Below are 23,632 nucleotides of genomic sequence, written 5' to 3'. Positions count from 1 at the left end.
CAGATTATCTGGGCAGGGTTACTTACCCTTAAAAACAAGTAGTTACCCCCTCCAATAAACAAGCAACATCATATTACTTTCGGCTTCCAACATACTCATCTTCGCCGTAAAATCTTGTACCAAACGCGACTTCGTTTATGTCTTAGATCTCCCATATGCTCTAATGCCAGAAGTAAGAAACTCGTAAACTCCTGAATCAAAACAAGCGTGCCTAGTGAAAAAAGAGTATTCTTAAAGCAAATGAATCTAAAACCTACCCGATGAGTATTCAACCTAATTCCCGTCAGTTAATTTCATGCGAAGAGTGCGGCCTTGTTGTTCGCATTCCCGATATCGAACAGGGGCAAAAAGCACAATGTCCTCGATGTTCGCATTCGCTGACTAAAGTGAATGCCAAGCCTTACCAAAGCGTGATCGCCATATCATCGGCATGTTTGATCATGTTAGTGCTAAGCATTTCTTTCCCTTTTATGTCGTTCAGCGTGCAAGGGTTGTCGCAAGAAATCACCTTGTTGCACGCTGCCAAAATGCTGGCTGAGTTTCAAAATGTGCTTTTGGGTGTGCTGCTACTCGCAACAGTTATCGTTTTGCCTGCAATCTATGTTGGTCTCATTCTCTTTCTTCACCTTGAAGCATTAAAAGCACGTAAACATACCCCCTCCAAAAAGCAGCAACGAATGGCAAAAGTTTTATGCCGTCTTCTGTTTCGAGTCGAACCTTGGTTAATGGTGGATGTATTTTTGATTGGCGTGTTGGTCAGCTTAATTAAAATCGCTTCCCTCGCAGACATAGGAATGGGCACTTCATTCTGGGCGTTTTGTGTATATACCGTTCTGGTAGTCAAATGCATATCAATGGTCGACAAAAGCTGGCTCTGGGGGCACTTCATTCCAGCTATCGAGCTACCTGATGTAAAAGAGGGTGATACGCACCATAACCACAACCATATTGGTTGTCATACGTGTCACCAGCTCAACCCTATTGAAGCTAAAAAACACCAACACTGCATTCGTTGTAAAAGCCCTATTCACAAATACAACCCCGCAGACAATTTACAAAAAGCTTGGGCGCTTTTGTTTGCTTCAATCATTTTCTATATCCCTGCAAACCTCTACCCTATGATGTACACAGTAAGCCTTGGACATGCAGAAGGTTCAACTATCATGGAGGGGGTAATATTGCTTTGGCATTTAGGTTCTTACCCTATTGCGATGGTAATTTTCTTTGCTAGCGTATTTATTCCAATGGCGAAAATGCTGGCACTCGCGTGGCTGTATTACAATGCGCAAAAAGCGCGATATCTTCCGCACGAAGAGAGTATTTCACGCTTAAAGATCTACCGTATAACTGAGTTTATTGGCCGTTGGTCCATGATCGATATCTTCGTCGTCGCGATCTTAGTTGCACTGGTTCAACTGCAAAACTTAATGGCGATTTATCCAGGTCCTGCTGCGCTCTCTTTCGCGGCAGTGGTCATTTTTACTATGCTTTCTGCAATGATATTTGACTCACGTTTATTGTGGCAATTGCCACAAAACGAAGTGCAGGAGCCGATTTCTGACAACTTAAACGAGAAAGCCAAATATGAGTGATGAGAACAACGTAACCGCTCAAATAAAACCGCAAAAGCAGATTTCTGCGATATGGATTGTCCCGATCCTTGCGCTAGCCATGGGAGCGTGGATGCTGTTCCAATATATCAACAGTACAGGCCCACAAATTACTCTCCAACTGCCAACCGCAGATGGGATTGAGGTTGGCAAAAGCGAAATCCGAGCATTGAATGTAAAAGTCGGACTGATTACTGAAGTCACTCTCAGTGAAAATTACGATCACATCATCGCTAAGGCACAAATGAACAAGGATGCAGAACGCATGCTGCGAGATGACACCATGTTTTGGGTGGTGAAGCCTCGTATTGGCCGTGATGGCGTTTCAGGTTTAGAGACCTTGCTGTCTGGCGCTTATATCCAACTTCAACCGGGTAAATCTAAGATAGAGAAAGAGCACTTTACGGTCTTAGATGTTCCCCCAGTGGCCTCTCCTGATGCAGAGGGGTTACGCCTTGTGTTAACACACCGCGAGGCTGGTAAGCTAGGCGTTGGTGACCCCGTCATTTATAAAGGCTTTACGGTTGGTCGTGTAGAGAAAACCAGCTTTGATGTTGACACTCGCAAAGCGTTATACCAACTCTTTATTTTCAAGCCTTATGACAGCTTAGTGCGCACTCGTACCAAGTTCTGGCTGAATTCTGGCGTAGATTTACAGCTCAACGCTGAAGGGTTCGAAGTCAAGTTTGGCTCATTAGAGAGCATGCTAACGGGTGGTGTTACCTTCGATACCGTTCCAGGTCTTGAATCCGGTGAACAGCTCACTGAAAATATGGTCAACTTCCGCTTGTACGATGATATTAAACAACTTCGAGAAGGCATGTACGATGATTATATTGAATTCGTTATGCTTTTTGATGAATCGGTACGAGGACTTAAACGTAAGGCACCTGTCGAATATCGAGGCTTGAGAATTGGTACTGTGATGCGTGTACCAATGCGACTTCCAACCCCAGAAGAGAACTTTTCTGCGAAAAAAATCCCTGTATTGGTACGTATCGAGCTCGGCCGTGTTTATGGCGATTTCCAATCCCAATCTTTACCAATGTTAAAAGATAAATTGAAGAGTGAGTTTGCTAAAGGCCTACGTGGTACTTTAAAAACAGGTAACTTATTAACAGGCGCACTATATGTTGACGCCGACTTCTATCCAAATGACGAGCCTTACGTACCGAGTAAGTTTGCTGATTTAGATGTTTTCCCAACCATGCGTGGTGGTTTTGCGCAGGTTCAGCGCCAAGTGAACGACTTCCTAAATAAGATTAATAACTTACCGATGGAAGAAACGCTAGATTCTCTCAATTCAACGTTAAAAACGTCCGAAAAAACGTTAGCTTCAGCAGAACGCGTGGCGGACAGTATTGATAAACTTTTGAATCAAAAAGAAACGCAAGAGATCCCAACAGATATTCGCCAAAGCTTACAGCAATTACAAAAAACACTCGATGGTTATGGGCCCAACTCAACCATGTACAGCGAAATGGAAGCCACGCTAAAAGAATTAGAAAGCGTGATGACAGAGTTTAAACCCGTACTTAAACAGCTAAACGAAAAGCCAAACTCTCTTGTGTTTGGAGAAGATGAAATCAGTGACCCAATACCAGTTAAAGGCCAAAACTAATGAAACGAGTATTCTTTCTGTCTATCGCGCTATTTGTCGGTCTAACGGGTTGCAGTAGCGCTCCGCAAACTAAAGGAGCTATGTACCTTCTACCTAAGGTGGAACCAGTGACGCTGAGCTCTTCTGATATCGCTCAGCGCCCAACTTTAGTTGTTCGTCCAGTGACATTGGCGAGTTATTTGAATGATAATGGCATTGTTTATCGAACCTCTGAGACCCAAGTTATTCAGGCAAAACACAATCAATGGGCGCACAGTATTTCTGAGCAAATCACTCAGAGAGTTGTCGCGGAACTACGTCAAAAGCAAAGTCATTACTGGCCGACTGAAATGAATAATCTGTTGGATCAAAGCGGTGAAGCCAAACTACAGCTTACGTTAAATAAATTTAATGGCAGCTACAAAGGTAATATCGAAATTGAGGGGGAATGGTTACTCATTAATGCCGAAGGTAAGGTAGAAAACAGCGCGCCAATACAAATCTCTCAGCCGCTTCAAGATGAGGGCTATGAAGCGCTCGTCAACGCTTTATCCATAGGCTTAGAAAGCCTAACCTCAGACATTGCCAAACAACTCTAAGTCAATGTTAATTACAGGGAAGCAAGTTGCTTCCCTTTTTTATGCAGAGTGTAGCGACTTCTACTAAGCTGAAAGCTGACGAAAAGCCGAAAAGGAAATTGGATGAAACCATGTAACCTGCTATCACTCTCCTCACTCATTCTTGTATTACCTACATCAGTAGCGCTCTCAGCCGAGACACAAGAATCTCGTTGGCGAAATAGCATAGAAGTGTACATGCTAGGACTGAATATCCACGGGGATACCAGTATTGGTCGCTTTTCATCAGAGGTGGATGTCGATCCTAAGTTCATCGTAGACCACCTCGATATTGGGGCGATGTTGCGATTCGAGAGTATTTACCAAAGTAAGTGGGGCTACTACATAGATTATAGTTTCATGAACTTAAGTGGTGATGTTAATAATATCAAGGGCGCTCTGCCTAACGCTCGTTATCGTGCGGACATCGAAATACGGCAAGGTGTTCTAGAAGCAAAGGCATTCCAACGCGAACAATATTCATTTGGTAAACTGGATTATATGTTTGGATTACGTTGGTGGGACAATGACATCACCGGCAAGCTGTATCGTAATGACAACCGGGTACTAGAAGATAGACTGTCATTACAAGAAGATTGGGTCGATTTTTTAGTTGGCTTGCGACTCATTGATGAATTGAGCGAAAACTGGCGATTTCATGCCAGCATCGACGCCGGACTTGGCAACGATACTCACTTCACTTATGCCATTCAAACTGGTGTTCGTTATAGCTTTAACGAATGGTCTGATCTCAACTTAGCTTACAAGTCGACCTGGGTCGATTACAAAAATGAAGAGGTATTTGAATATGATACGGCTTCTCAAGGGCTTTTAGTCGGACTTGGCTTTTACTTTTGATCAGGTGAAACCCTAGCCTATATTCAAGCGTTGTAACGTGTACTAGCTCTAGGTACACGTCTAGTGCCGCTTTACAGATGTTTAAATAAGGCAAATTGATCTTCATCAGGCTATAAATTGCTCTTCGGTGTTACTCTCTGTCGCAAAATATAAAACCCCACTCTATGACCTCATATAGGTCTTGTTGATAAGGTTCCCGAGTAGCAATGTCGATTAACATTTCCGATTTAACCACCGCCCTAAATAAGGTGGAGCATATTCATAAAGTGCAGCTTGAAAACGTACATCAGTTCTTCAAAGCAAACGAAGCTTTCTCGTTGCAAGCATTCAGCCAGCTGATATCCAGCGACTCGCTTGATGATCGATTTAAAACCATCGATAAAGCGTTCTCTTTGCTTGGTGATGCAAAAACCTACCTTTTAGAAGTGTCTTACCTTATTAAGTAAAAAAGAAAGCCCCGATAAAATTCATTATCGGGGCTATCATTTTCTATCTAAACTACTGATTTACAATTTGTAACGATCATCAATTACCGTTAGTTCTGGGAAGGTTTTACCCTCGTCCATCGCTTCTTCTGTCTCTTCTTTTACTTGGTTATCAATCCAGAAATTACCGATATCCATTGGATGAAGCACCCATTCTGTCGCTTTTGTCATGCCGTTTTTAGGAATTTTAACCCAGCGCCAATGAGCAACTCGAGAATAAGGCACCATGTAGCCAGGAACGATGATATTTGCTTTGCTGACATAGTTTTGGATTTGATGCGACAAGTCGTAACGCTTCTCCTGATCAAACTCAGAGTCATACGCTTCAATTAACTTGTCTAGCTCAGGGCTGCTGTAGTTGGTGTGAGCATTCGTTTGTGGTCGATTTGCATTATCCGAGTGTAGGTATTCCCAATACGCAGGGATCTCACCAGAGCCCATATTCAAAAACGCTAGCTGATGCTTTTTCTCAAGAATGTATTTAAACGCAGATGAGCCATCCACCAAGTTTAACGTGAACTCAAGACCAGCAAGTTTCGCTTGCTCTTTCAGGTATGCAATACGCGGTGTCCAAGAGTTGTATCCATAGGTGATAGCAAAGCTCAAGCGTTGGCCCTTGTCGTTAACACGAATACCATCTGCGCCCACTTTATCAAAGCCCGCTTTTTCGAAGTGTTTAACCGCCGCATCAGCATCAAACTTTGGCGGTGTATTGTTAGGATCATCGTATTCGCCATGACCAAAGCCGAGTCCATGCGGTTTACGTGAATAATCTCCACGCATGATGTTTTCAATCATGCCGTCATAGTCAGTGGCTGCCATAACACCTTTACGCACTTCTAGGTTATCCAACATCGGCATCGCTGTGTTCATCCAAAGACCACCAGCTCCTTGCGGTGCTTCGTTAAAGCCCCAGTACTTTTGGATATAGCCTTTTTTGTACACATCACTATTGGTTTTGTCATGCCAAAAGCTTGGTAGCACCATCTCAAAGTAGTCTAAGTTGCCTTTCTCAAAGTGCTTCATGGCAATATCAGGATCGCGAATCACCTTAATGCGAACCTTTTCAACGTTATAACGGTTTTTATAGTAGCGGTTGTTGTATCCCCACCAATCTTCACCGACATGTTTGAATGTCACGCTCTTACCTTTCTTCACTTGATCAATGTAGTAAGGCGCTGCGGTTGGCTCAGATTTAAAGTTAAACTTTCTGACGAAGTTATCAGGCATGCCATCGTTATTTGCGTCCTTTTCTCCTTCAAAGAAGTGTTCAGGACGAGGCTGAAAACCATTACTTGGCATGTTAATCATAACCATAAGTGAGTCATGACTTTGAGCTACAGCAAGATTGACTTTGATCGTGTAGTCATCAATTTTTTCAACACTCACAATACTGTTTGTGAAGAAGTCGTTATACCACGGGTCGATAATGTCTTTTGACGTGTAGTACTTCATCATAAAGACGTAATCATCTGCTGTAATTTTTTCACCATCTGACCACTCGGCCGTTTCGTCGAGTTTAAAGAATACGGTTTTGTTGTCTTCTCCAAATGCCCATGACTTAGCAAGTTGAGGGATCCATTTGCCAGTATTTGGATGACGCTGAGCCAGTTTTGGTGAACCATCCATTAAGTATTGGCGCAAACCTGAGTTCGCATCTGGACCAACACTTCGTAATGTTTGCGGAAAGCTCTGAATGTAAGTGCGATAGGTGCCACCTCGTACCGCCTCTTCAGAGGCAAATAGAGGTTCGTTGTTGTTTGAAATCCATTCGATATCAGCTGGCAATTCTGCCGCACTCAGTTGAAAACTGGCAGCGGTCAGTGTTGCTAGTACTGAAAATGGCAGTTTTTTAGTCATGTTTCTTCCTTGTTGTGTTTGCGCACTAAGGTCGTAACAAGGAAGACAGCGTGTGAAAGCTCACAGAAAGCTGCGATTTAAAATACGCAGATAGGAAATAATAGGAACGTAATATGAAGTGACGTCCTGCCAGCTTCTATATTAATTTCAAAGAGTTTCACTAGGTCATCCTAGACCTTACAACGCAGTGAATGCATCTTCGCCATAGTATTCTTTAGACATTTGTAACGCAAGCCATCAATAACACATGGTTGCATTTTCGAGGCATCACAGTGAGTTATGTTACAAAAGTGTGATCGGCATAGTACCAAGCCCTACTTTACTCAGAATAAACCGCAGAACCTTTATCTCAATTGGCCCCGATATACCAGTTACAGCGAGTAAATGATCAGACATAGCTGGTTAAAAGGAATGGTTTTTTACCGCGATTAGTATTTTCATTCGATGTAAAAAGTGAGGCATCTTAGCCTCACTTTTCTCCATACAATCGAGACAGTGCTTACATTTTAGATAAGCTCTCATTGATCGACTTCAGCACTTCTGCAGGATTTGACGCTTGAGTGATAGGGCGACCAATCACAAGATAATCTGAACCTGATTGGATAGCGTCTACTGGTGTCATGATACGGCGTTGGTCACCTTGTTCTGAGCCAGCAGGTCGAATACCAGGGGTCACTAATTTAAATTCTTGGCCTAGTTCGCTCTTCAGTAATGAGGACTCTTGCGCTGAACATACGACACCATCTAAGCCTGCGTTTTTGGTCAAGGTTGCTAGACGAATAACTTGCTCCTGAGGCGCAACATTCAAACCAATACCAGCTAAATCACTTTGTTCCATACTGGTTAGTACCGTTACACCGATAAGAAGTGGACGATCTTTACCATATGGCTCAAGAATTTCACGTGATGCCGTCATCATACGCTCACCACCGCTCGCGTGTACGTTCACCATCCATACACCCATTTCAGCCGCAGCGCGAACTGCTTTCGAGCAGGTGTTTGGAATATCGTGAAATTTTAAATCTAGGAATACCGAGAAACCACGTTTATGGAGTTCACGTACAAAATCAGGACCAAATAGCGTAAACATCTCCTTGCCAACTTTTAGTCGGCATGACGCAGGATCAATTCTATCTACAAACGCAAGTGCATCTGCTTGGTTATCATAATCCAGTGCGACAATAACTTTTTGGTCGATCATTTCATCTCCTAACTGTTTTGGTTCTTATTAAATAAAAAGTTAAAAAAATGCAGCGGACAGAAACTCTGCCAGCTGCATTAAGAATTATTCACCATCCAATCCGCGGATTGGCTTGATCGTCCCCCATCCTTTACAGGACGGACAATGCCAATAAAGGGAATGGGTAGAAAATCCACACTTCCGGCATCGGTAATGCGGTTTCACTTTTAATTGTTCACCCACCATCGCTTGTAGTGTTGATAGGCTGTCTTTCGCTCGACCATCTTCTGCTTCTGCAATGTGGTAGTCAATTAAACGGTAGAAGCCCTTCATGGTTGGATTTTTCAGCAATTGTTTCGTCAGTAACTCTTGAGCAGCCCCAACGTTCTCGTGATGAGCAACTAATTGAGCCAACATCAACTCGGCTGATACGCCTGCTTTCTTATAAATGCAAGCTCGCAGAAATTCGACAAGTTCATCTTCCTGACCCAGATGATGATAGCATTCTGCAATAGTTGGCAAGACATCACTGATAAAGTCTTTATCTTGCTCAAGTACCCCCGTCAGATATTTGATGGTGTGCTTATAGTCTTCAGACTCTAGGTAAATTCGTCCCAAAGCAATACTTGCTCGAACACACTTCGGGTCTTCCGCTAACGCTTTTTTAAAATGCTGTATTGCCTTATTAGTATTCCCATCAGCTTGGTCGAGCATGGCTATTTCACACCAAAAATGGGCAATATTTGCACGCATCCTTGAGCGTTTATTACCTAACTTAGCCAATTGGTTCGCGTAATAAATCGCCTTTTCCCATTCTCGTGTTTGCTGATAAATGGTCACTAATTGTTGAAGAGCCGCCTCTTTGTAATCTGGCTCTTCGACTAACTGTTCGAAGATTTTCTCTGCACGATCAAGAAAACCTGAGACCATGTAGTCTTTCGCTAACTGTTGAAGGGCGAGGTTCTTTTGGTCCAGTGTTAAGCCTGAACGAGAAATAAGATTTTGGTGAATTCTGATTGCGCGGTCGACTTCACCACGAGACCGGAACAGGTTACCCAACGCAAGGTGAGTATCGATGGTCTCGTTATCAACTTGGAGCAATTCAATAAAGTGATCGACAGCCTTATCTGATTGGTCAGAGAGCAGTAGATTAAGACCCGTCATATACTGACGAGAGATTTGATGAGATTGCTTCTGCTTGTCTTGCTGAGCGCTGCGATGTCCCATATACCAGCCATACGCAGCAGCTATAGGCAACAACAAGAAGAGTAGTTCAAGCATTAAAGTTAAGCCTTATCCTTATGCCTGTTTTTCAATGGCTGGCTTATCAGCAGCGTTGTTTGATTCAGTTGGTTCGTACTTTTTCAGTTTTTTCTTTAAACGACGGACCTGTAGCTGAGTTTTCAGTTGGATGCTACCAAAGATAACCCACGCTAAAGCAAAGCCAACCACAAATACTACACCTAATAGCGTAGATAAGTGGAACTCTCCTTTTGCTAGAAGATAGTTAAAAGTCACGAGCTCTTGGTTTTGGGAACCTAACGCCAATGCAATTAAAAAGAGAGCTAAAACAGCAACGATTTTTATAATTTTCATGTTACATCACCCTTCTAGGAGTAAGTCGGTAAGATTATGCAGGAAAATGCTTCTTCAGACTACGTATATTAGCAATAATCTATACCCAAGTAACCTCAAGATGCTTAGTTTGTAGACATGCTTAGAAGTTAAAGTTATTTGGGTATAGAAAATAGCTGAATCCACAATTAGATTAGTAAACGATCTTGGATGTATTACTAACTTGGATACATTACAAAAAAGCGGCATACACAAACGTATGCCGCTTTTTTCAAACTAATAAGAGTGCATTAACCAATATTTACACGCTCACGAAGTTCTTTACCAGGTTTGAAATGTGGAACGTATTTACCTTCCAATTCCACTTTATCGCCCGTTTTAGGGTTACGACCTACGCGAGGCTCGCGGTAATGAAGAGAAAAACTACCAAAGCCACGGATCTCGATACGGTCACCGCTCTCTAGTGTAGAGGCCATGTGCTCTAAAATATCTTTTACAGCATCCTCTACCTCTTTCGCTGATAAGTGTGTTTGCTCAGCGCAGAGTCTTTCAATCAGTTCAGACTTAGTCATAGTTGCCCTCTTTGAGTATCTTTATTACTTATTATAGTAAGTAATACTAATTCCAACAAACACTTGCTGACAATTCTAGACAAATTTTATGCAAAATGCGCAATGAAGAAATGCCTTTTATTAAGATAGTTTACTGTCATTAGTATTACTACTTAAATATGACCAAATATAAAAAAGGAGCCTTGCGGCTCCTTTTTTGCTTAAGCGAGTATATTATTCGCCTTTAGCAGCTTTGAAAGCGTCAGCCATTGCGTTACCGAATGCATTGTCATCTTGCTTGTTGATAGATGCCATTGCTTCTTGCTCGTCAGCTTCGTCTTTAGCTTTGATAGATAGGTTGATTACGCGGTTCTTACGGTCTACACCTGTGAACTTCGCTTCAACAACATCACCAGCGCTTAGGATTAGAGAAGCATCTTCTACGCGATCGCGTGATACTTCAGAAGCACGGATGTAACCTTCAACGCCTTCTGCGATTTCAACAGTAGCGCCTTTAGCGTCAACAGCAGTTACAGTAGCGTTAACTAGAACACCTTTCTTGTTGTCAGCAACGTAAGCATTGAATGGGTCATTTTCCATTTGCTTGATGCCTAGAGAGATGCGCTCACGCTCAGCGTCTACTGCTAGAACAACTGCAGAGATCTCGTCGCCTTTCTTGTACTCACGTACAGCTTCTTCGCCAGCAACATTCCAAGAAATGTCAGATAGGTGAACTAGACCGTCGATGCCGCCTTCTAGACCGATGAAGATACCGAAGTCAGTGATAGACTTGATCTTACCAGTAACTTTGTCGCCTTTAGCTTGTGCTTCAGCGAATGACTGCCATGGGTTAGCTTTACACTGTTTCAGACCTAGAGAGATACGACGACGTTCTTCGTCGATTTCAAGAACCATAACCTCAACTTCGTCGCCAACATTAACAACTTTAGAAGGGTGGATGTTCTTGTTAGTCCAATCCATTTCTGAAACGTGAACTAGACCTTCAACGCCTTCTTCGATTTCAACGAAGCAGCCGTAGTCAGTTAGGTTAGTTACGCGACCAGTTAGTTTGTGACCTTCTGGGTAACGCTTAGCGATTGCTACCCATGGATCTTCGCCTAGTTGCTTAAGACCTAGTGATACGCGAGTACGCTCACGGTCGAACTTAAGAACTTTAACTTGGATCTCGTCACCAACGTTAACGATTTCAGATGGGTGCTTAACGCGCTTCCAAGCCATATCAGTGATATGTAGAAGACCGTCAACGCCACCTAGGTCAACGAACGCACCGTAGTCAGTAAGGTTCTTAACGATACCTTTAACTTCAGAACCTTCTTGTAGAGTTTCTAGAAGCTCGTCACGCTCAACGCTGTTCTCTGATTCGATAACTGCACGACGTGAAACAACTACGTTGTTACGTTTTTGGTCAAGTTTGATAACTTTGAACTCTAGCTCTTTGTTTTCTAGGTGAGCAGTGTCGCGGATTGGACGTACGTCTACTAGAGAGCCAGGAAGGAAAGCACGGATACCGTTTAGTTCAACAGTGAAACCGCCTTTAACTTTACCGTTGATGATACCAACAACAGTTTCAGCTTCTTCGTAAGCTTTCTCAAGTACAATCCAAGCTTCGTGACGCTTAGCTTTCTCACGAGAAAGTTGAGTTTCACCGAAACCATCTTCAACAGCGTCTAGAGCTACGTCTACTTCAGCGCCAACTTCAACTTCAAGTTCGCCAGCAGCGTTCTTGAACTGTTCAGCAGGGATAGCAGATTCAGACTTAAGACCAGCGTCAACAAGAACGAAACCGTTCTCGATAGCTACTACAGTACCTTTAACGATGCTGCCTTGTTGGAATTCTGTTTCGTTTAGAAACTCTTCAAAGAGTTGAGCAAAAGATTCAGTCATTTAATTAATCTTCAATAAATTAAACTTCCACGGGTATCCTACCGCATGGGGTTATTAAATTCGCCAGTCATCATCCTTGCGACCAACGCTCTTAGCCTAGTCGAGTATTATTACTCAGCTAGCTTCGATTCGATATATTGTAGTGCCTTTTCTACTACTTCGTCGATACTCATCGACGTAGAATCTAGCACAAGCGCATCCTCAGCAGGGCGTAATGGCGCCACTGGGCGGTTACGATCTCGGTCGTCACGCTCTTGGATCTCGCTTAAAAGGTCAGCAAATCTAACATCTAACCCTTTCTCTTGCAACTGTTTAAGGCGTCGATTTGCACGCTCTTCAGCACTCGCATCAAGGAAGATTTTTGCTTGCGCACTCGGGAATACAATTGTGCCCATATCACGACCATCAGCAACCAGACCCGGAGCGGTCTCAAATGCACGCTGACGACGTAGTAATGCTTCACGAACACGTGGCAAAGCCGCAACTTTAGATGCTGCCATACCCGTTTCTTCTTTACGAAGCTCCCCTGACACGTCTTCGCCTTCTAGAATGACCTTAACTAAGTCACCTTCCGCGATAAATTGAACGTCTAGGTGGGTTGCTAGTGGGACAAGAGCATCTTCTGACTCGGTGTCGACACCGTGGTGAATCGCAGCGAGTGCAAGTACACGATAAATTGCGCCAGAATCTAAGAGTTGGAAACCCAACTTTTTCGCCAGCAACATACATAAAGTGCCTTTACCTGCACCACTAGGTCCATCTACGGTTACAACCGGAGTTTGAGAGGACATGTTCTTCTCCACCAATAGTTTCTTTTCAGCAATTTGCTCGGTTTTCGAGGCGCACATTATACGGGTAATCAGTCTTTGGAGCGAGGAAAAATGTCGTGTAAAGCATTACACCTAATGCGTAATTGGATTCATCAATAAACATAAAGTTCAACAAAAACGGCGAGAGCTTCCGCCCTCGCCGTTTTAAATGTCATGAACTTAAGCTCGATTAAACAATCGGCTTTTGACCACGCTCAGCTAACTTTAAAATCACACTATCAGCGACTTTACCCGCCACACCCGCTAGCTTGTCGGCCAGTTTTTTCTTTTGTACATAATGCACAGAAAGTACAGTTTTATCTTTGCATGCTGCAACAACGATATCATCAGATGTACTAATGTCATCCACCAAACCAAGCTCTTTCGCTTGTGTACCGAACCAGTGCTCCCCAGTGGCTACTTTGTCTAGGTCCAAACTAGGACGACGCTCACGGATGAAGTCTTTAAACAAGACATGTGTTTCTTCAAGTTCTTGCTTAAACTTATCGCGCGCTTTATCGGTATTCTCACCGAACATCGTTAGCGTGCGTTTATATTCACCCGCTGTTAGTTGTTCGTACTCAATGTCATGTTTCTTCAACAGTTTGTTGAAGTTAGGAATCTGTGCGATAACGCCAATAGAACCCACAATTGCAAATGGTGCAGAAACAATTTTATCTGCTACACATGCCATCATGTAACCGCCACTTGCCGCAACTTTGTCAACAGAGATGGTCAGAGGAAGACCCGCAGCTTTGATTCGGTCCAGTTGAGAAGAGGCAAGGCCGTAACCATGAACCATACCACCGCCAGACTCTAAGCGAAGTAACACTTCATCACCTTCACGTGCGACAGCCAAAATAGCGGTGATTTCTTCACGTAGAGACGCGACTTCTTTTGCGTCTATGCTACCGTTGAAATCAAGAACAAATAGGTGTGGTTCACGCTTGCTATCTAATGAACCGTCTTTGCTCGCTTGTTTGATTTCTTTCTCGCGAGATTTGTTCTTCTCTTTTTCTTCTTTCTTGACGGCTTTATCTCGAGCCTTGATGAAAGCATCGTCATGCAAATGATGCTCTAACTGCTCAACAGATTGTTTGTGTTGCTCTGAAAGGTTGGTAATCTCTAACTCCCCTTTCGCCGCACCCGATTTGCCACCAGCCGATTTTGCAATAATGAGCAGAACAATTATCGCAGCAACCACCGTGATAATTTTGGCCAGAAACAGACCATAATCTAATAAAAATTCCAACGAGAGCTCCTTTATCTCATTTCAGATGACGTTAGTATGTTACGCAGAAACATCAGCGAGAAGGCAGCGCGGTTTGTAACCACTTGTTCTGATTGATAGCATACCTAACGAAAGTTCTGGAATTGGTATAACACATGAATTGGTGTATTGTAACCATCTTGTCACGATTACCAAGATTTTCCATTGAGAAACAGGCGTTTTTTAGCGTCAATTAACTATCATGGACCCTCTTACAATAATAAGGATTTATCGCCGTGAACTACTCCGTTTCAGCTGATGCTCTAAAAGGTAAAGTCATTCTTGTTACTGGCGCTGGTAATGGCATCGGCCGTCAAGCCGCGCTTTCTTATGCAGAGCACGGTGCAACTGTTATTCTCTTGGGTAGAAATGTGCAAAACCTTGAATCTATCTATGATGAGATTGAAGCTGCTGGCTATCCACAAGCAGCTATCATTCCATTGGATCTCAAGGGCGCAACTCAGCAGAATTACATTGATATGGCAGAGACAATCGAAGGACAGTTTGGTCGCTTGGATGGTCTATTACACAACGCAGGTGTCTTGAGTTCGCTGTGTCCATTTGATCAAATCAAAGAGGAAGACTTCGACGATATCATGCAGATCAACGTGAAAGCCGAAGTGCTAATGACTCAAGCACTACTGCCTGTGATGCGTAAATCAGAAGCTGGGCGTATTATCTTTACCTCTTCAACCGTCGGCCACTCTGGCCGCGCATTCTGGGGGCCATACGCTATCTCTAAATTTGCCGTAGAAGGCATGATGCAAGTTTTGGCTGACGAGCTGAGTGATACACCGATCCGCGTTAACGCAATTAACCCTGGTGCCACTCGTACTCGCATGCGTGAAAAAGCATATCCGGGTGAAGATGCGAATACTCTCAAAACGCCACTGGATATCATGCCGCTATATTTGCACTTAATGGATCCTGCGGTTACCGATGTGAACGGTCAGTGCATCGACGCTCAACCGAAGCGTAAATAACTCATTCAGGTTACCTCACATAATCGATTGAAAAGGCAGCAAACGCTGCCTTTTTTCATTTCTCTCTTCATAAAAATCTTGCGACTTTCTCCCACAGAAATATACTGTATATATATACAGGTATTTATTATGCAAGATATTATTCAGAACTTAAAAAGCCAACACCTTGTTTGGCAAGCAAATTTAACGAAAGCAGATCCTCAGCAGTTGCAGACTAGTTCCGGTTTTTCTGAATTAGATGATTTGCTCGGCGGAGGCTTTCCACCTCATGGCGTAGTGGAGATGGAATCTATTGGTAGTATTGGTGAATTGCGTTTGCTCGCTCCCTATTTAAAAGCCACTCAGACCAATGGTATGACCGCATTTATTCAACCACCTGCGCTAGTGAATTCTCTGTTTTTACACTACATCGGGTTGGATATAAACCAAGTGTGGGTTGTTACTCCAACTCACCCCAAAGATGCTCTTTGGGCTGCAGAGCAATGTCTGAAAAGTGGGGTATGCAGTAATGTTTTGTTATGGCAAGAAGAGCTTGAAATACATCAAGTGAAACGCTTACAGGTAGCAAGTGAACAAGGGAGTTGCCCTCTCTTTATGCTTAAAACAGATACTATCAACCGCTTGTCTTTACCTGTGTCACTCAGTTTAAAACTGAAAGGCGACGAGCAAGGGATTCATGTTGAAGTGCTGAAAAGGAAAGGAGGCTGGAATAGAGGTAGCGTTAGTATCGGATTCCAACACCATTACCCGCAACTGGTGAAACCATCATCTGAAACTGTGCACTCGACTGTGGTCAATTTCCCACTGGCGAACCAAGGTTAGTGATATGTCTCTGTGGATTTACTTGCACTTCCCTCGCCTGCAGCTAGACGCACTCTTTGGTGATAACCAAGAACAACCCGTAGTGATTGTCGAAAGCCAACGTTGCCAGATTCTTCAATACAACGAGATTGCCGAACAACAAGGCATTAAGCCTGGTATGGGCTTAGGCAGTGCTGCGTCCTTGTGTCGAGATTTACAAGTGCATCCTTATCATCCACAAACCGAATTAAATAAATTACAAGAGGTAGCCCAGTGGTTGTATTTGATCACATCTGACGTTGTGTTGATGCCAAACCAAGGTATTTTACTGCGTGCTACTCCAATGCTCGCTCTGTATGAAGGGCTTGAAAACTATTGGAATAAAGTCAGAGCTCACTTATCGGAGCTGAAACTGAGCTTTCAATTCGGATGTGGTTTTTCGCCTTTTGCTGCCAAATTGATGGCATTATCAGGAGCGAACGTCATCAGCGAAGACAAATCTGCCATACAAAAAGCCTTATCACCAATACCGTTAACACTGACAGATTTATCAAACGCTACCGTAGAGAAGTTACAACGTGTAGGTGTCACCACATTGCAAAACCTGCTTGAACTGCCATTGCAAGACATCGCACGACGCTTTGATATCGATTTGGTGAACTACGTTGGTCGACTGACTGGGCAGTTTAAACACCCTGTCGACTTTTATCACCCTACCGAATCCTTCCAAGTTTATTTAGAGCTGTTGTTTGAGATCGAAAACGTTCAGTGGATTGAAAAGCCGTTGGCCAAATTACTTCGTCAACTCGAAATCTTTCTTAAATTAAGAGATAAGGTCGCTTTTGAACTGTGTTTAACACTCCACCAGCGTGAGAAACAAGAGCAACACCTTCAACTCACTTCTGCGCAAGGTGATTACCTATGTCAGCGTTGGCAACAGTTAGCGAGTTTGAGCTTAGAGTCACTCTCGCTTAATGGCCCAGTCACGGGGCTAACGTTAAAAGTCATCCGTCAAGGTGAGCCTCTTAGTGCATCACGCGATCTCTTTGCTGGGCAGAAAGGAAACATGAATGCTTTAGAGCTGCTCTCTTTACTGCAAGCTAAATTGGGGAAAAGTGCCGTTTTAAAACCCAATATTGCTTGCGATCCTAGACCAGAAAAGGCCAGTCAGTATCGCCCTGCTGATGCTCCAGATAAAAAGGGGCACGCCATACCTTCCATACTACGCCCCGCAATGCAATTACCCACTCCCATTGTATTGCAAGAACAAGTTTCTTTGGTCCACGGACCTGAGCGAATAGTTTCTGGGTGGTGGGATGGTGATGAGATCATGCGTGATTACTACATTGCACACACCAAGCAAGGCCGCTGGTTATGGATATTTCGCGATCAGCACAAGCACTGGTTTCTTCATGGCTATTTTTGTTAAATCGACAGTTATTTTTGTTGGATCATTATGAGTTACGCGGAACTATTTTGTCAGTCTAACTTCTCTTTTTTGACTGGGGCTTCTCATGCAGAAGAGCTGGTACTCCAAGCTGCTTTCTATCGCTATCAAGCTCTAGCTATAACGGATGAATGCTCAGTCGCGGGCGTTGTCAAAGCCCATGCAACCATCGAACAACATAAACTCGATATCAAACAAATCGTTGGAAGTATGTTTTGGTTAAATGATGAATGCCAAATCGTACTGCTTTGCCCTTGTCGCAAGGCTTATGCCGAGTTGTGTCGTATCATCACAAACGCAAGGAGACGCAGTGAAAAAGGCAACTATCAACTGTTCGAATGGGATTTGATGTCGGTTCGACATTGTTTGGTATTGTGGCTGCCCACACATCAAGAGAGTGATCACTATTGGGGGCGCTGGCTCAATCAACACCACGCTAATCGTTTGTGGGTAGCGATTCAGCGCCATTTGAGTAACAACGATACTGAATACATTGCGCACTGCGAGCAGTTAGCACATGAATTTCAATTACCTATAACTGCCTGCGGAGGCGTTCTCATGCATGATGTTGAACGCTTGCCATTACAGCATGTACTTACTGCTATAAAGCATGGGTGTAGCGTCGATAAACTCGGTTTTGATCGTATTTCGAATACTGAGCGAGCACTTCGTCCTTTTAAAAAGTTGATTCGGATTTACAAACCAGAATGGCTGGAAGAAAGCACTTACATCGCCGATTTATGCGAGTTTAAGCTCTCCGATTTAAAATACGAATATCCTACCGAGCTGATCCCAGATGGTTACACACCCGACTCTTACTTACGTATGTTGGTCGAACGCGGTAAAAAGCTGCGTTTTCCTGAAGGCGTGCCAGCAGAAGTCAATCAAACCATCGAGAATGAACTGGCGCTTATTCAAGAGCTAAAATACCACTACTACTTCCTTACTATTCACGACATTGTAATGTTCGCGAAACAGCAAGGCATTCTTTACCAAGGGCGAGGTTCCGCTGCAAACTCTGTGGTGTGTTATTGCCTGGAAATTACCGCCGTCGATCCTCGACAAATCGCTGTCTTATTCGAACGATTTATCAGTAAAGAACGTAAGGAACCGCCGGATATTGATGTGGACTTTGAACACGAGCGCCGTGAAGAAGTTATCCAGTATATTTACAAAAAATATGGCCGTGAGCGTGCAGCACTTGCTGCAACAGTGATCAGCTATCGCTTTAAAAGTGCCGTGCGTGAAGTCGGTAAAGCACTAGGGATTGAAGAGACCCAATTGGATTTTTTCATTAAGAACGTTAATCGCCGAGATCGCAGCCAAGGCTGGCAAGCTCAAATTATTGAACTGGGCTTACAACCAGAATCTCTCAAAGGGCAGCAGTTCATCCAATTGGTCAACGAGATCATTGGCTTCCCACGCCATTTATCTCAGCACGTAGGTGGCTTTGTAATTTCATCTGGACCTTTATATGAGTTGGTACCTGTTGAAAATGCCTCGATGGAAGATCGCACTATCATTCAATGGGATAAAGACGATTTAGAAAGCTTGAAGCTACTAAAAGTCGATGTGCTCGCACTCGGCATGTTAAACGCCATCAAAAAGTGCTTTCAACTGGTCGAGAAACATCACCAGCGATCCCTCTCTATTTCCGAGATCACTCGCCGACAAGATGATCCACACGTGTACCGCATGATCCAAAAAGCCGACACGATAGGCGTATTCCAAATTGAATCTCGTGCACAAATGAGCATGCTTCCTCGCCTAAAGCCTGCTTGTTATTACGACTTAGTGATTCAAATTGCAATTGTTCGTCCAGGCCCTATTCAGGGTGATATGGTGCATCCTTTTTTAAAACGACGAGATCACAAAGAGCCAGTCAGTTATCCATCGGAAGAAGTAAAAAGCGTTCTGGAGCGGACTATGGGCGTCCCTATTTTCCAAGAGCAAGTCATCAAGCTAGCCATGGTAGCCGCAGGGTTTAGCGGCGGCGAGGCCGATCAACTCCGTCGAGCGATGGCATCATGGAAAAAGAATGGCGATCTCGCTAAATTCAGACCAAAACTGATCAATGGTATGCAAGAGAGAGGCTATGACTTAGCGTTTGCTGAGCGCATTTTCGATCAGATTTGCGGCTTTGGTGAGTACGGCTTCCCTGAAAGTCATTCAGCGTCTTTCGCAGTGCTGGCATATTGTTCTGCATGGTTAAAATATTATTACCCAGCCGAATTTTACACTGCATTGTTGAACAGCCAACCAATGGGATTTTATAGCCCATCGCAATTAGTACAAGATGCTCGCCGACATGGCATCGAAGTATTGCCGGTGTGCGTCAATCATTCAAAATATCAGCATCATCTCGTCTCACGTCCGAATGGCAGGCTCGGCGTGCAACTTGGTTTTCGCTTGGTGAAAGGCTTTAACGCAGAAAGCGCACAAAGGCTTATTGAGCGCAAACCACTTAATGGTTACCGAACGATTCAAGAAGTAAAGCAGATATTAAGAAGCCGAAGTGACATTGAATTATTGGCTTCAGCCAATGCATTTCAGGCCTTATCGGGGAATCGTTATAACGCTCGCTGGGCAGCAATGGATTCCTTATCTGACCTACCATTGTTTCACAAGGTCGAAGAACCCAATGTTAGCTACCAGACTCAACCCTCTGAATATGAAAATTTAATTGAGGATTACGCAAGCACGGGACTATCTCTTAGCCGCCATCCAATTAAATTATTAGAAGAAACGGGCAAACTCCCTCACTTTACTCGCATGATGCAACTGGCAGAGAAGCCGCATAAGTCACTGGTCACAGTGGTAGGCGTGGTAACAGGAAGACAATCTCCAGGCACCGCCGCTGGCGTGACATTTTTTACGTTAGAAGATGACACGGGCAACATTAATGTGGTCGTTTGGCAAGCGACAGCACGAGCCCAAAAGCAAGCGTATTTAGGCGCTAAAGTATTAATGGTGAAAGGCATTCTTGAAAGAGAGGGAGAAGTCACGCACGTTATTGCTGGCAAGTTGATTGATTGCACGCACTACTTGAACAATCTACAAAGTAAATCTCGGGATTTCCATTAGTACAGAGGAATTAAGGAGAGAGATGTTAAAAATCAGAGAGAGGTGCGCTCCCTCTGATTTCACTAGATCTAATCATGCACTTTTAGAAAGCATCTGGCGTAATCGGTCTTGAGCAACTTCAACCAGCAGATCCGGTTGGAATTTAGATATAAAGCGATCACAGCCTACTTTTTGTACCATGGCTTCATTAAAACTACCGCTCAGAGAAGTGTTCAATGTGATAAACAACTTAGACATACGTGGATCTTGGCGCACTTCATGGGTCAGTTTATAACCATCCATTTCAGGCATTTCAGCATCCGTAATCATCATCAACAGCTCTTTTTCTACATCTTTACCTTCATCACACCAACGTTTTAAAACCGTTAACGCTTCCAGCCCGTCACGACACTCGATGATATTCATACCTAATTGAGAAAGCGTATCGCGAACTTGATTACGAGCTGTAGAGGAATCATCCACAATCAGAACATTACGCCCGACCATTGCTTGGGCCAGTTCTTGATCGAGAATGTCCTCCGAAATAGTCACGTCGTAATGCACGATCTCTGCTAAAACTTTTTCAACGTCAATAATTTCGACAATTTGAGAGGCATCCCCCTCTTTGATTTGCGTGATAGCCGTGAGGTAATTCGAGCGACCAGACGTGGAAGGAGGCGGCTGAATTTCAGTCCATGCCGTATTAATAATGTTTTTAACCGGACCGACTAAGAAGCCCTGCACCGTGCGGTTGTACTCTGTCACGATCAAATTTTCTTCTTCCGCTTCACCACGTAAAGCAGGAAAACCAATTGCGCCTCGTAAATCAATCACTGGTACCGCTTCACCTCGTAGAGAAGCAACCCCACGAATATTGTAGTGCGACCCAGGGAGCTTGGTTAACGGTGGAAGCTTGATGACCTCTTTCACTTTGAACACATTAATCGCAAATAATTGGCGACTATTTAAAGTGAACAGCAGAAGCTCTAGTCGATTTTCACCAACCAAGTTTGTACGCTGGTCAACCGTATTTAACACTCCGGACATACTACTACCTAAATTATGGATAATTCTTATTTTACTCGAAATCAGTACAGACACAGCAAGGTTATATAACCAAATAACCTTAAAATATTTGGCTTTTCGAGCACAGCTTTAAAGTACAACAGTTTTAGCGTATTACTTCTCTTTGCATCAGACGCAAAGTCACGCAGCACATTGAAAGCCATTTTGTTTATTTACTTGAGCTTTTTAGGAAATTACATGAATGGCGCAGATATAGCAATGCAACATAACTCAAATTCCCTTTCTAGTAATAGGCGATCAAAAAGGGTGAGCCGTTAAGTCTCACCCTAAATCACCTACAAATGCAGTCTCAACAGCCAGGCACATCATCATGTTAAAAAGTACTTAACCTTCCACAACCTTCATCAATAGTTGACCATCGTACAACGCTTGCTTAATCAACGCGGCACCAGGCATTGTGGCTTGCTTATAGAAACGAGACTCCACCAGCTCAAGATCTTGGTGATAAACAGGTAAACTCTGCTCTTCGATACAGCGACGAACCGCAGGATAAAGCACATCTTTTGCTTGGTTAATCACACCACCGATCAAGATTTTCTCAGGGTTAAATAAGTTGATCACAATAGCAATTGCAGAGCCTAAGTAGCGTCCAAGTTTTTCAATCACATCGACGGCCAAAGGATCACCGTTTGCAGCGGCTTCACAAATGCTCTCAATACTCATTTCTTCTTGTTTAGCAAGAATAGAGTCTTCGCCATCAGCGATTCGTCTTACGACTTCTTCACGAATTGCTTGAGAACTGGCAACGGTTTCCAAACAGCCAATATTGCCGCAATGACAACGTTTTCCATTTGGGTCAATTTGAATATGCCCGAGTTCACCAATGTTACCGTGACGGCCTTGCAAAACGCGCCCATCCAGAATGATGCCCGCACCTAAACCGTGGTGGATAGAGATAAGAACGGAGTTGTCATTATCTTGAGAATGACCAAAAAGCTTTTCTGCTAATGCCCAAGCTCGCGTGTCATTGGCAATGAAAACTGGCAAGCCTGTTGCTTTGTATATCTCTGGTCCAAGAGCAAGATTTTCGACATTGTAATGAGGCATCTGCAAAACGACACCTTGCTCTGAGTTCACGAGACCAGGCAGCGTAAGGGCAATACTGGTAACCCGATCAAGTTGATCCGCGTAAGTCTGAAAGAATTCATCAATTTCGTAAAGCAGGCGCTCAAGCACATCGTCTTGATCAAGCTCGTGTATCTCGATTTTAGTATCGATCAGTACATCACCGCCTAACTCATGCAAAGCAATGGTTAAATAACCTCGCCCCAAACGCATTGACAAAAATTGCCAGCCTTCATTATTGACCTGCAAACCGACAGCAGGTCGACCACGACTCGTCGCTTCTTGTACTGTCGTTTCATGAATCAAGTGCGCTTCAATTAATTCTCGAGTGATTTTGGTGATACTAGCAGGAGCAAGCTCACTCTGCTTGGACAAATCAATTCGAGAAATAGGACCTTTTAGGTCAATTAGTTTATATACACGACCAGCATTGACCTGTTTGATATGATCAATATGGCCCGGTTGAGCCATGTACATCTTGCACTCCGAAATTCTATAACGGGACAATTTTTTTACTTTGCGAACTAATTGTGAAGTGAATTAATAAATCCCCGTGACAAGCATCACGTATAAACCTGTTTGTTTGTGTATTCAATCAAATAACGAAGAATCTACTCCTGTTAAATTGTTTGAAAAATAACTTATTTTTATTCACTAAATTATGAAGTAGTGCCTTTAAAGCAGCGCATTTTTATCAATAAGGCCATTGCCTGTCGAATATCTGTCTGTTTTACCGGGGTTACTCTTAATATAAACATTCTGTGCATATACTTATATTCAAGTAGCTTTAAGGTGTGGGCTCAGCAACGAGGCTAACCTTGAGAGCGATTGCGTAAAGTAAGGATAGAGTTCAAGTTACCTTTACAC

Annotated in this window: 19 protein-coding genes; 9 read left to right on the top strand and 10 right to left on the bottom strand. The window is 43.5% G+C overall.

The window, feature by feature from the left end:
* Nucleotides 1-260 precede the first annotated feature (260 nt).
* From UQW94_RS12885 to UQW94_RS12865, 5 genes are all read left to right on the top strand, one after another.
* A complete protein-coding gene (locus UQW94_RS12885) occupies nt 261-1,592 on the top strand; it encodes a paraquat-inducible protein A (protein ID WP_005376683.1) in 1,332 nt (443 codons plus the stop codon).
* Nucleotides 1,585-3,231: an intermembrane transport protein PqiB gene (pqiB, locus tag UQW94_RS12880; protein ID WP_262630362.1), complete on the top strand. Its 1,647-nt coding sequence runs from the start codon at nt 1,585-1,587 to the stop codon at nt 3,229-3,231. The genes UQW94_RS12885 and pqiB overlap by 8 nt, the downstream gene beginning before the upstream one ends.
* A complete protein-coding gene (locus UQW94_RS12875) occupies nt 3,231-3,809 on the top strand; it encodes a PqiC family protein (protein ID WP_053349629.1) in 579 nt (192 codons plus the stop codon). The genes pqiB and UQW94_RS12875 overlap by 1 nt, the downstream gene beginning before the upstream one ends.
* A 102-nt stretch (nt 3,810-3,911) precedes the next feature.
* Nucleotides 3,912-4,685, top strand: a complete 774-nt coding sequence (locus UQW94_RS12870; RefSeq protein ID WP_031778929.1) for a hypothetical protein — start codon at nt 3,912-3,914, stop codon at nt 4,683-4,685.
* 206 nt (nt 4,686-4,891) lie between these two features.
* Nucleotides 4,892-5,131: a hypothetical protein gene (locus tag UQW94_RS12865; protein ID WP_322142262.1), complete on the top strand. Its 240-nt coding sequence runs from the start codon at nt 4,892-4,894 to the stop codon at nt 5,129-5,131.
* A gap of 60 nt (nt 5,132-5,191) precedes the next feature.
* Here UQW94_RS12865 and UQW94_RS12860 read toward each other — a convergent pair whose 3' ends face one another.
* From UQW94_RS12860 to sohB, 8 genes are all read right to left on the bottom strand, one after another.
* A complete protein-coding gene (locus tag UQW94_RS12860; protein ID WP_017633867.1) occupies nt 5,192-7,030 on the bottom strand; it encodes an extracellular solute-binding protein in 1,839 nt (612 codons plus the stop codon).
* 499 nt (nt 7,031-7,529) lie between these two features.
* Nucleotides 7,530-8,231: an orotidine-5'-phosphate decarboxylase gene (gene pyrF / locus UQW94_RS12855; RefSeq protein WP_017821659.1), complete on the bottom strand. Its 702-nt coding sequence runs from the start codon at nt 8,229-8,231 to the stop codon at nt 7,530-7,532.
* Between the two features lie 84 nt (nt 8,232-8,315).
* Nucleotides 8,316-9,491, bottom strand: a complete 1,176-nt coding sequence (lapB, locus tag UQW94_RS12850; protein WP_322142261.1) for a lipopolysaccharide assembly protein LapB — start codon at nt 9,489-9,491, stop codon at nt 8,316-8,318.
* Nucleotides 9,492-9,509: 18 nt separating this feature from the next.
* Nucleotides 9,510-9,806 carry a LapA family protein gene (locus UQW94_RS12845; RefSeq protein WP_005376663.1) on the bottom strand — a complete coding sequence of 99 codons (297 nt, stop codon included), beginning with the start codon at nt 9,804-9,806 and terminating at the stop codon, nt 9,510-9,512.
* Between the two features lie 269 nt (nt 9,807-10,075).
* A complete protein-coding gene (gene ihfB / locus UQW94_RS12840; RefSeq protein ID WP_005385816.1) occupies nt 10,076-10,357 on the bottom strand; it encodes an integration host factor subunit beta in 282 nt (93 codons plus the stop codon).
* 213 nt (nt 10,358-10,570) lie between these two features.
* Nucleotides 10,571-12,241 (bottom strand): 30S ribosomal protein S1, encoded by a 1,671-nt coding sequence (rpsA, locus tag UQW94_RS12835; protein ID WP_005385817.1) that lies wholly within the window; start codon nt 12,239-12,241, stop codon nt 10,571-10,573.
* Nucleotides 12,242-12,351: 110 nt separating this feature from the next.
* Nucleotides 12,352-13,032: a (d)CMP kinase gene (gene cmk, locus UQW94_RS12830; protein ID WP_053306696.1), complete on the bottom strand. Its 681-nt coding sequence runs from the start codon at nt 13,030-13,032 to the stop codon at nt 12,352-12,354.
* A 208-nt stretch (nt 13,033-13,240) separates the two neighbouring features.
* A complete protein-coding gene (gene sohB, locus UQW94_RS12825) occupies nt 13,241-14,302 on the bottom strand; it encodes a protease SohB (protein WP_005385819.1) in 1,062 nt (353 codons plus the stop codon).
* A 254-nt stretch (nt 14,303-14,556) separates the two neighbouring features.
* Between sohB and UQW94_RS12820 the strand changes: the two genes are divergently transcribed.
* The 4 genes from UQW94_RS12820 (at nt 14,557) to UQW94_RS12805 (ending at nt 20,635) form a co-directional block, all read left to right on the top strand.
* Nucleotides 14,557-15,303: a YciK family oxidoreductase gene (locus UQW94_RS12820; protein WP_005372980.1), complete on the top strand. Its 747-nt coding sequence runs from the start codon at nt 14,557-14,559 to the stop codon at nt 15,301-15,303.
* Nucleotides 15,304-15,432: 129 nt separating this feature from the next.
* Nucleotides 15,433-16,125, top strand: a complete 693-nt coding sequence (gene imuA, locus UQW94_RS12815; RefSeq protein ID WP_033905734.1) for a translesion DNA synthesis-associated protein ImuA — start codon at nt 15,433-15,435, stop codon at nt 16,123-16,125.
* 4 nt (nt 16,126-16,129) lie between these two features.
* Entirely contained in the window at nt 16,130-17,533 is a 1,404-nt protein-coding gene (locus tag UQW94_RS12810) for a DNA polymerase Y family protein (protein WP_322142260.1), read from the top strand.
* A gap of 27 nt (nt 17,534-17,560) precedes the next feature.
* Nucleotides 17,561-20,635, top strand: a complete 3,075-nt coding sequence (locus tag UQW94_RS12805) for an error-prone DNA polymerase (RefSeq protein WP_064354175.1) — start codon at nt 17,561-17,563, stop codon at nt 20,633-20,635.
* Nucleotides 20,636-20,707: 72 nt separating this feature from the next.
* On the opposite strand, the gene UQW94_RS12800 is transcribed toward UQW94_RS12805, so the two are convergent.
* A complete protein-coding gene (locus UQW94_RS12800) occupies nt 20,708-21,661 on the bottom strand; it encodes a chemotaxis protein CheV (RefSeq protein ID WP_005372976.1) in 954 nt (317 codons plus the stop codon).
* 363 nt (nt 21,662-22,024) lie between these two features.
* Nucleotides 22,025-23,242: an ROK family protein gene (locus tag UQW94_RS12795; RefSeq protein WP_005385828.1), complete on the bottom strand. Its 1,218-nt coding sequence runs from the start codon at nt 23,240-23,242 to the stop codon at nt 22,025-22,027.
* Between the last annotated feature and the right edge of the window lie 390 nt (nt 23,243-23,632).

Origin of the sequence: Vibrio sp. PBL-C16, assembly GCF_034321865.1 — a bacterium.
GTDB classification, from domain to species: Bacteria; Pseudomonadota; Gammaproteobacteria; order Enterobacterales; family Vibrionaceae; genus Vibrio; species Vibrio alginolyticus.
The sequence above is the reverse complement of the archived record's forward strand: the minus strand, read 5'-3'. Positions and strand labels throughout refer to the sequence as shown.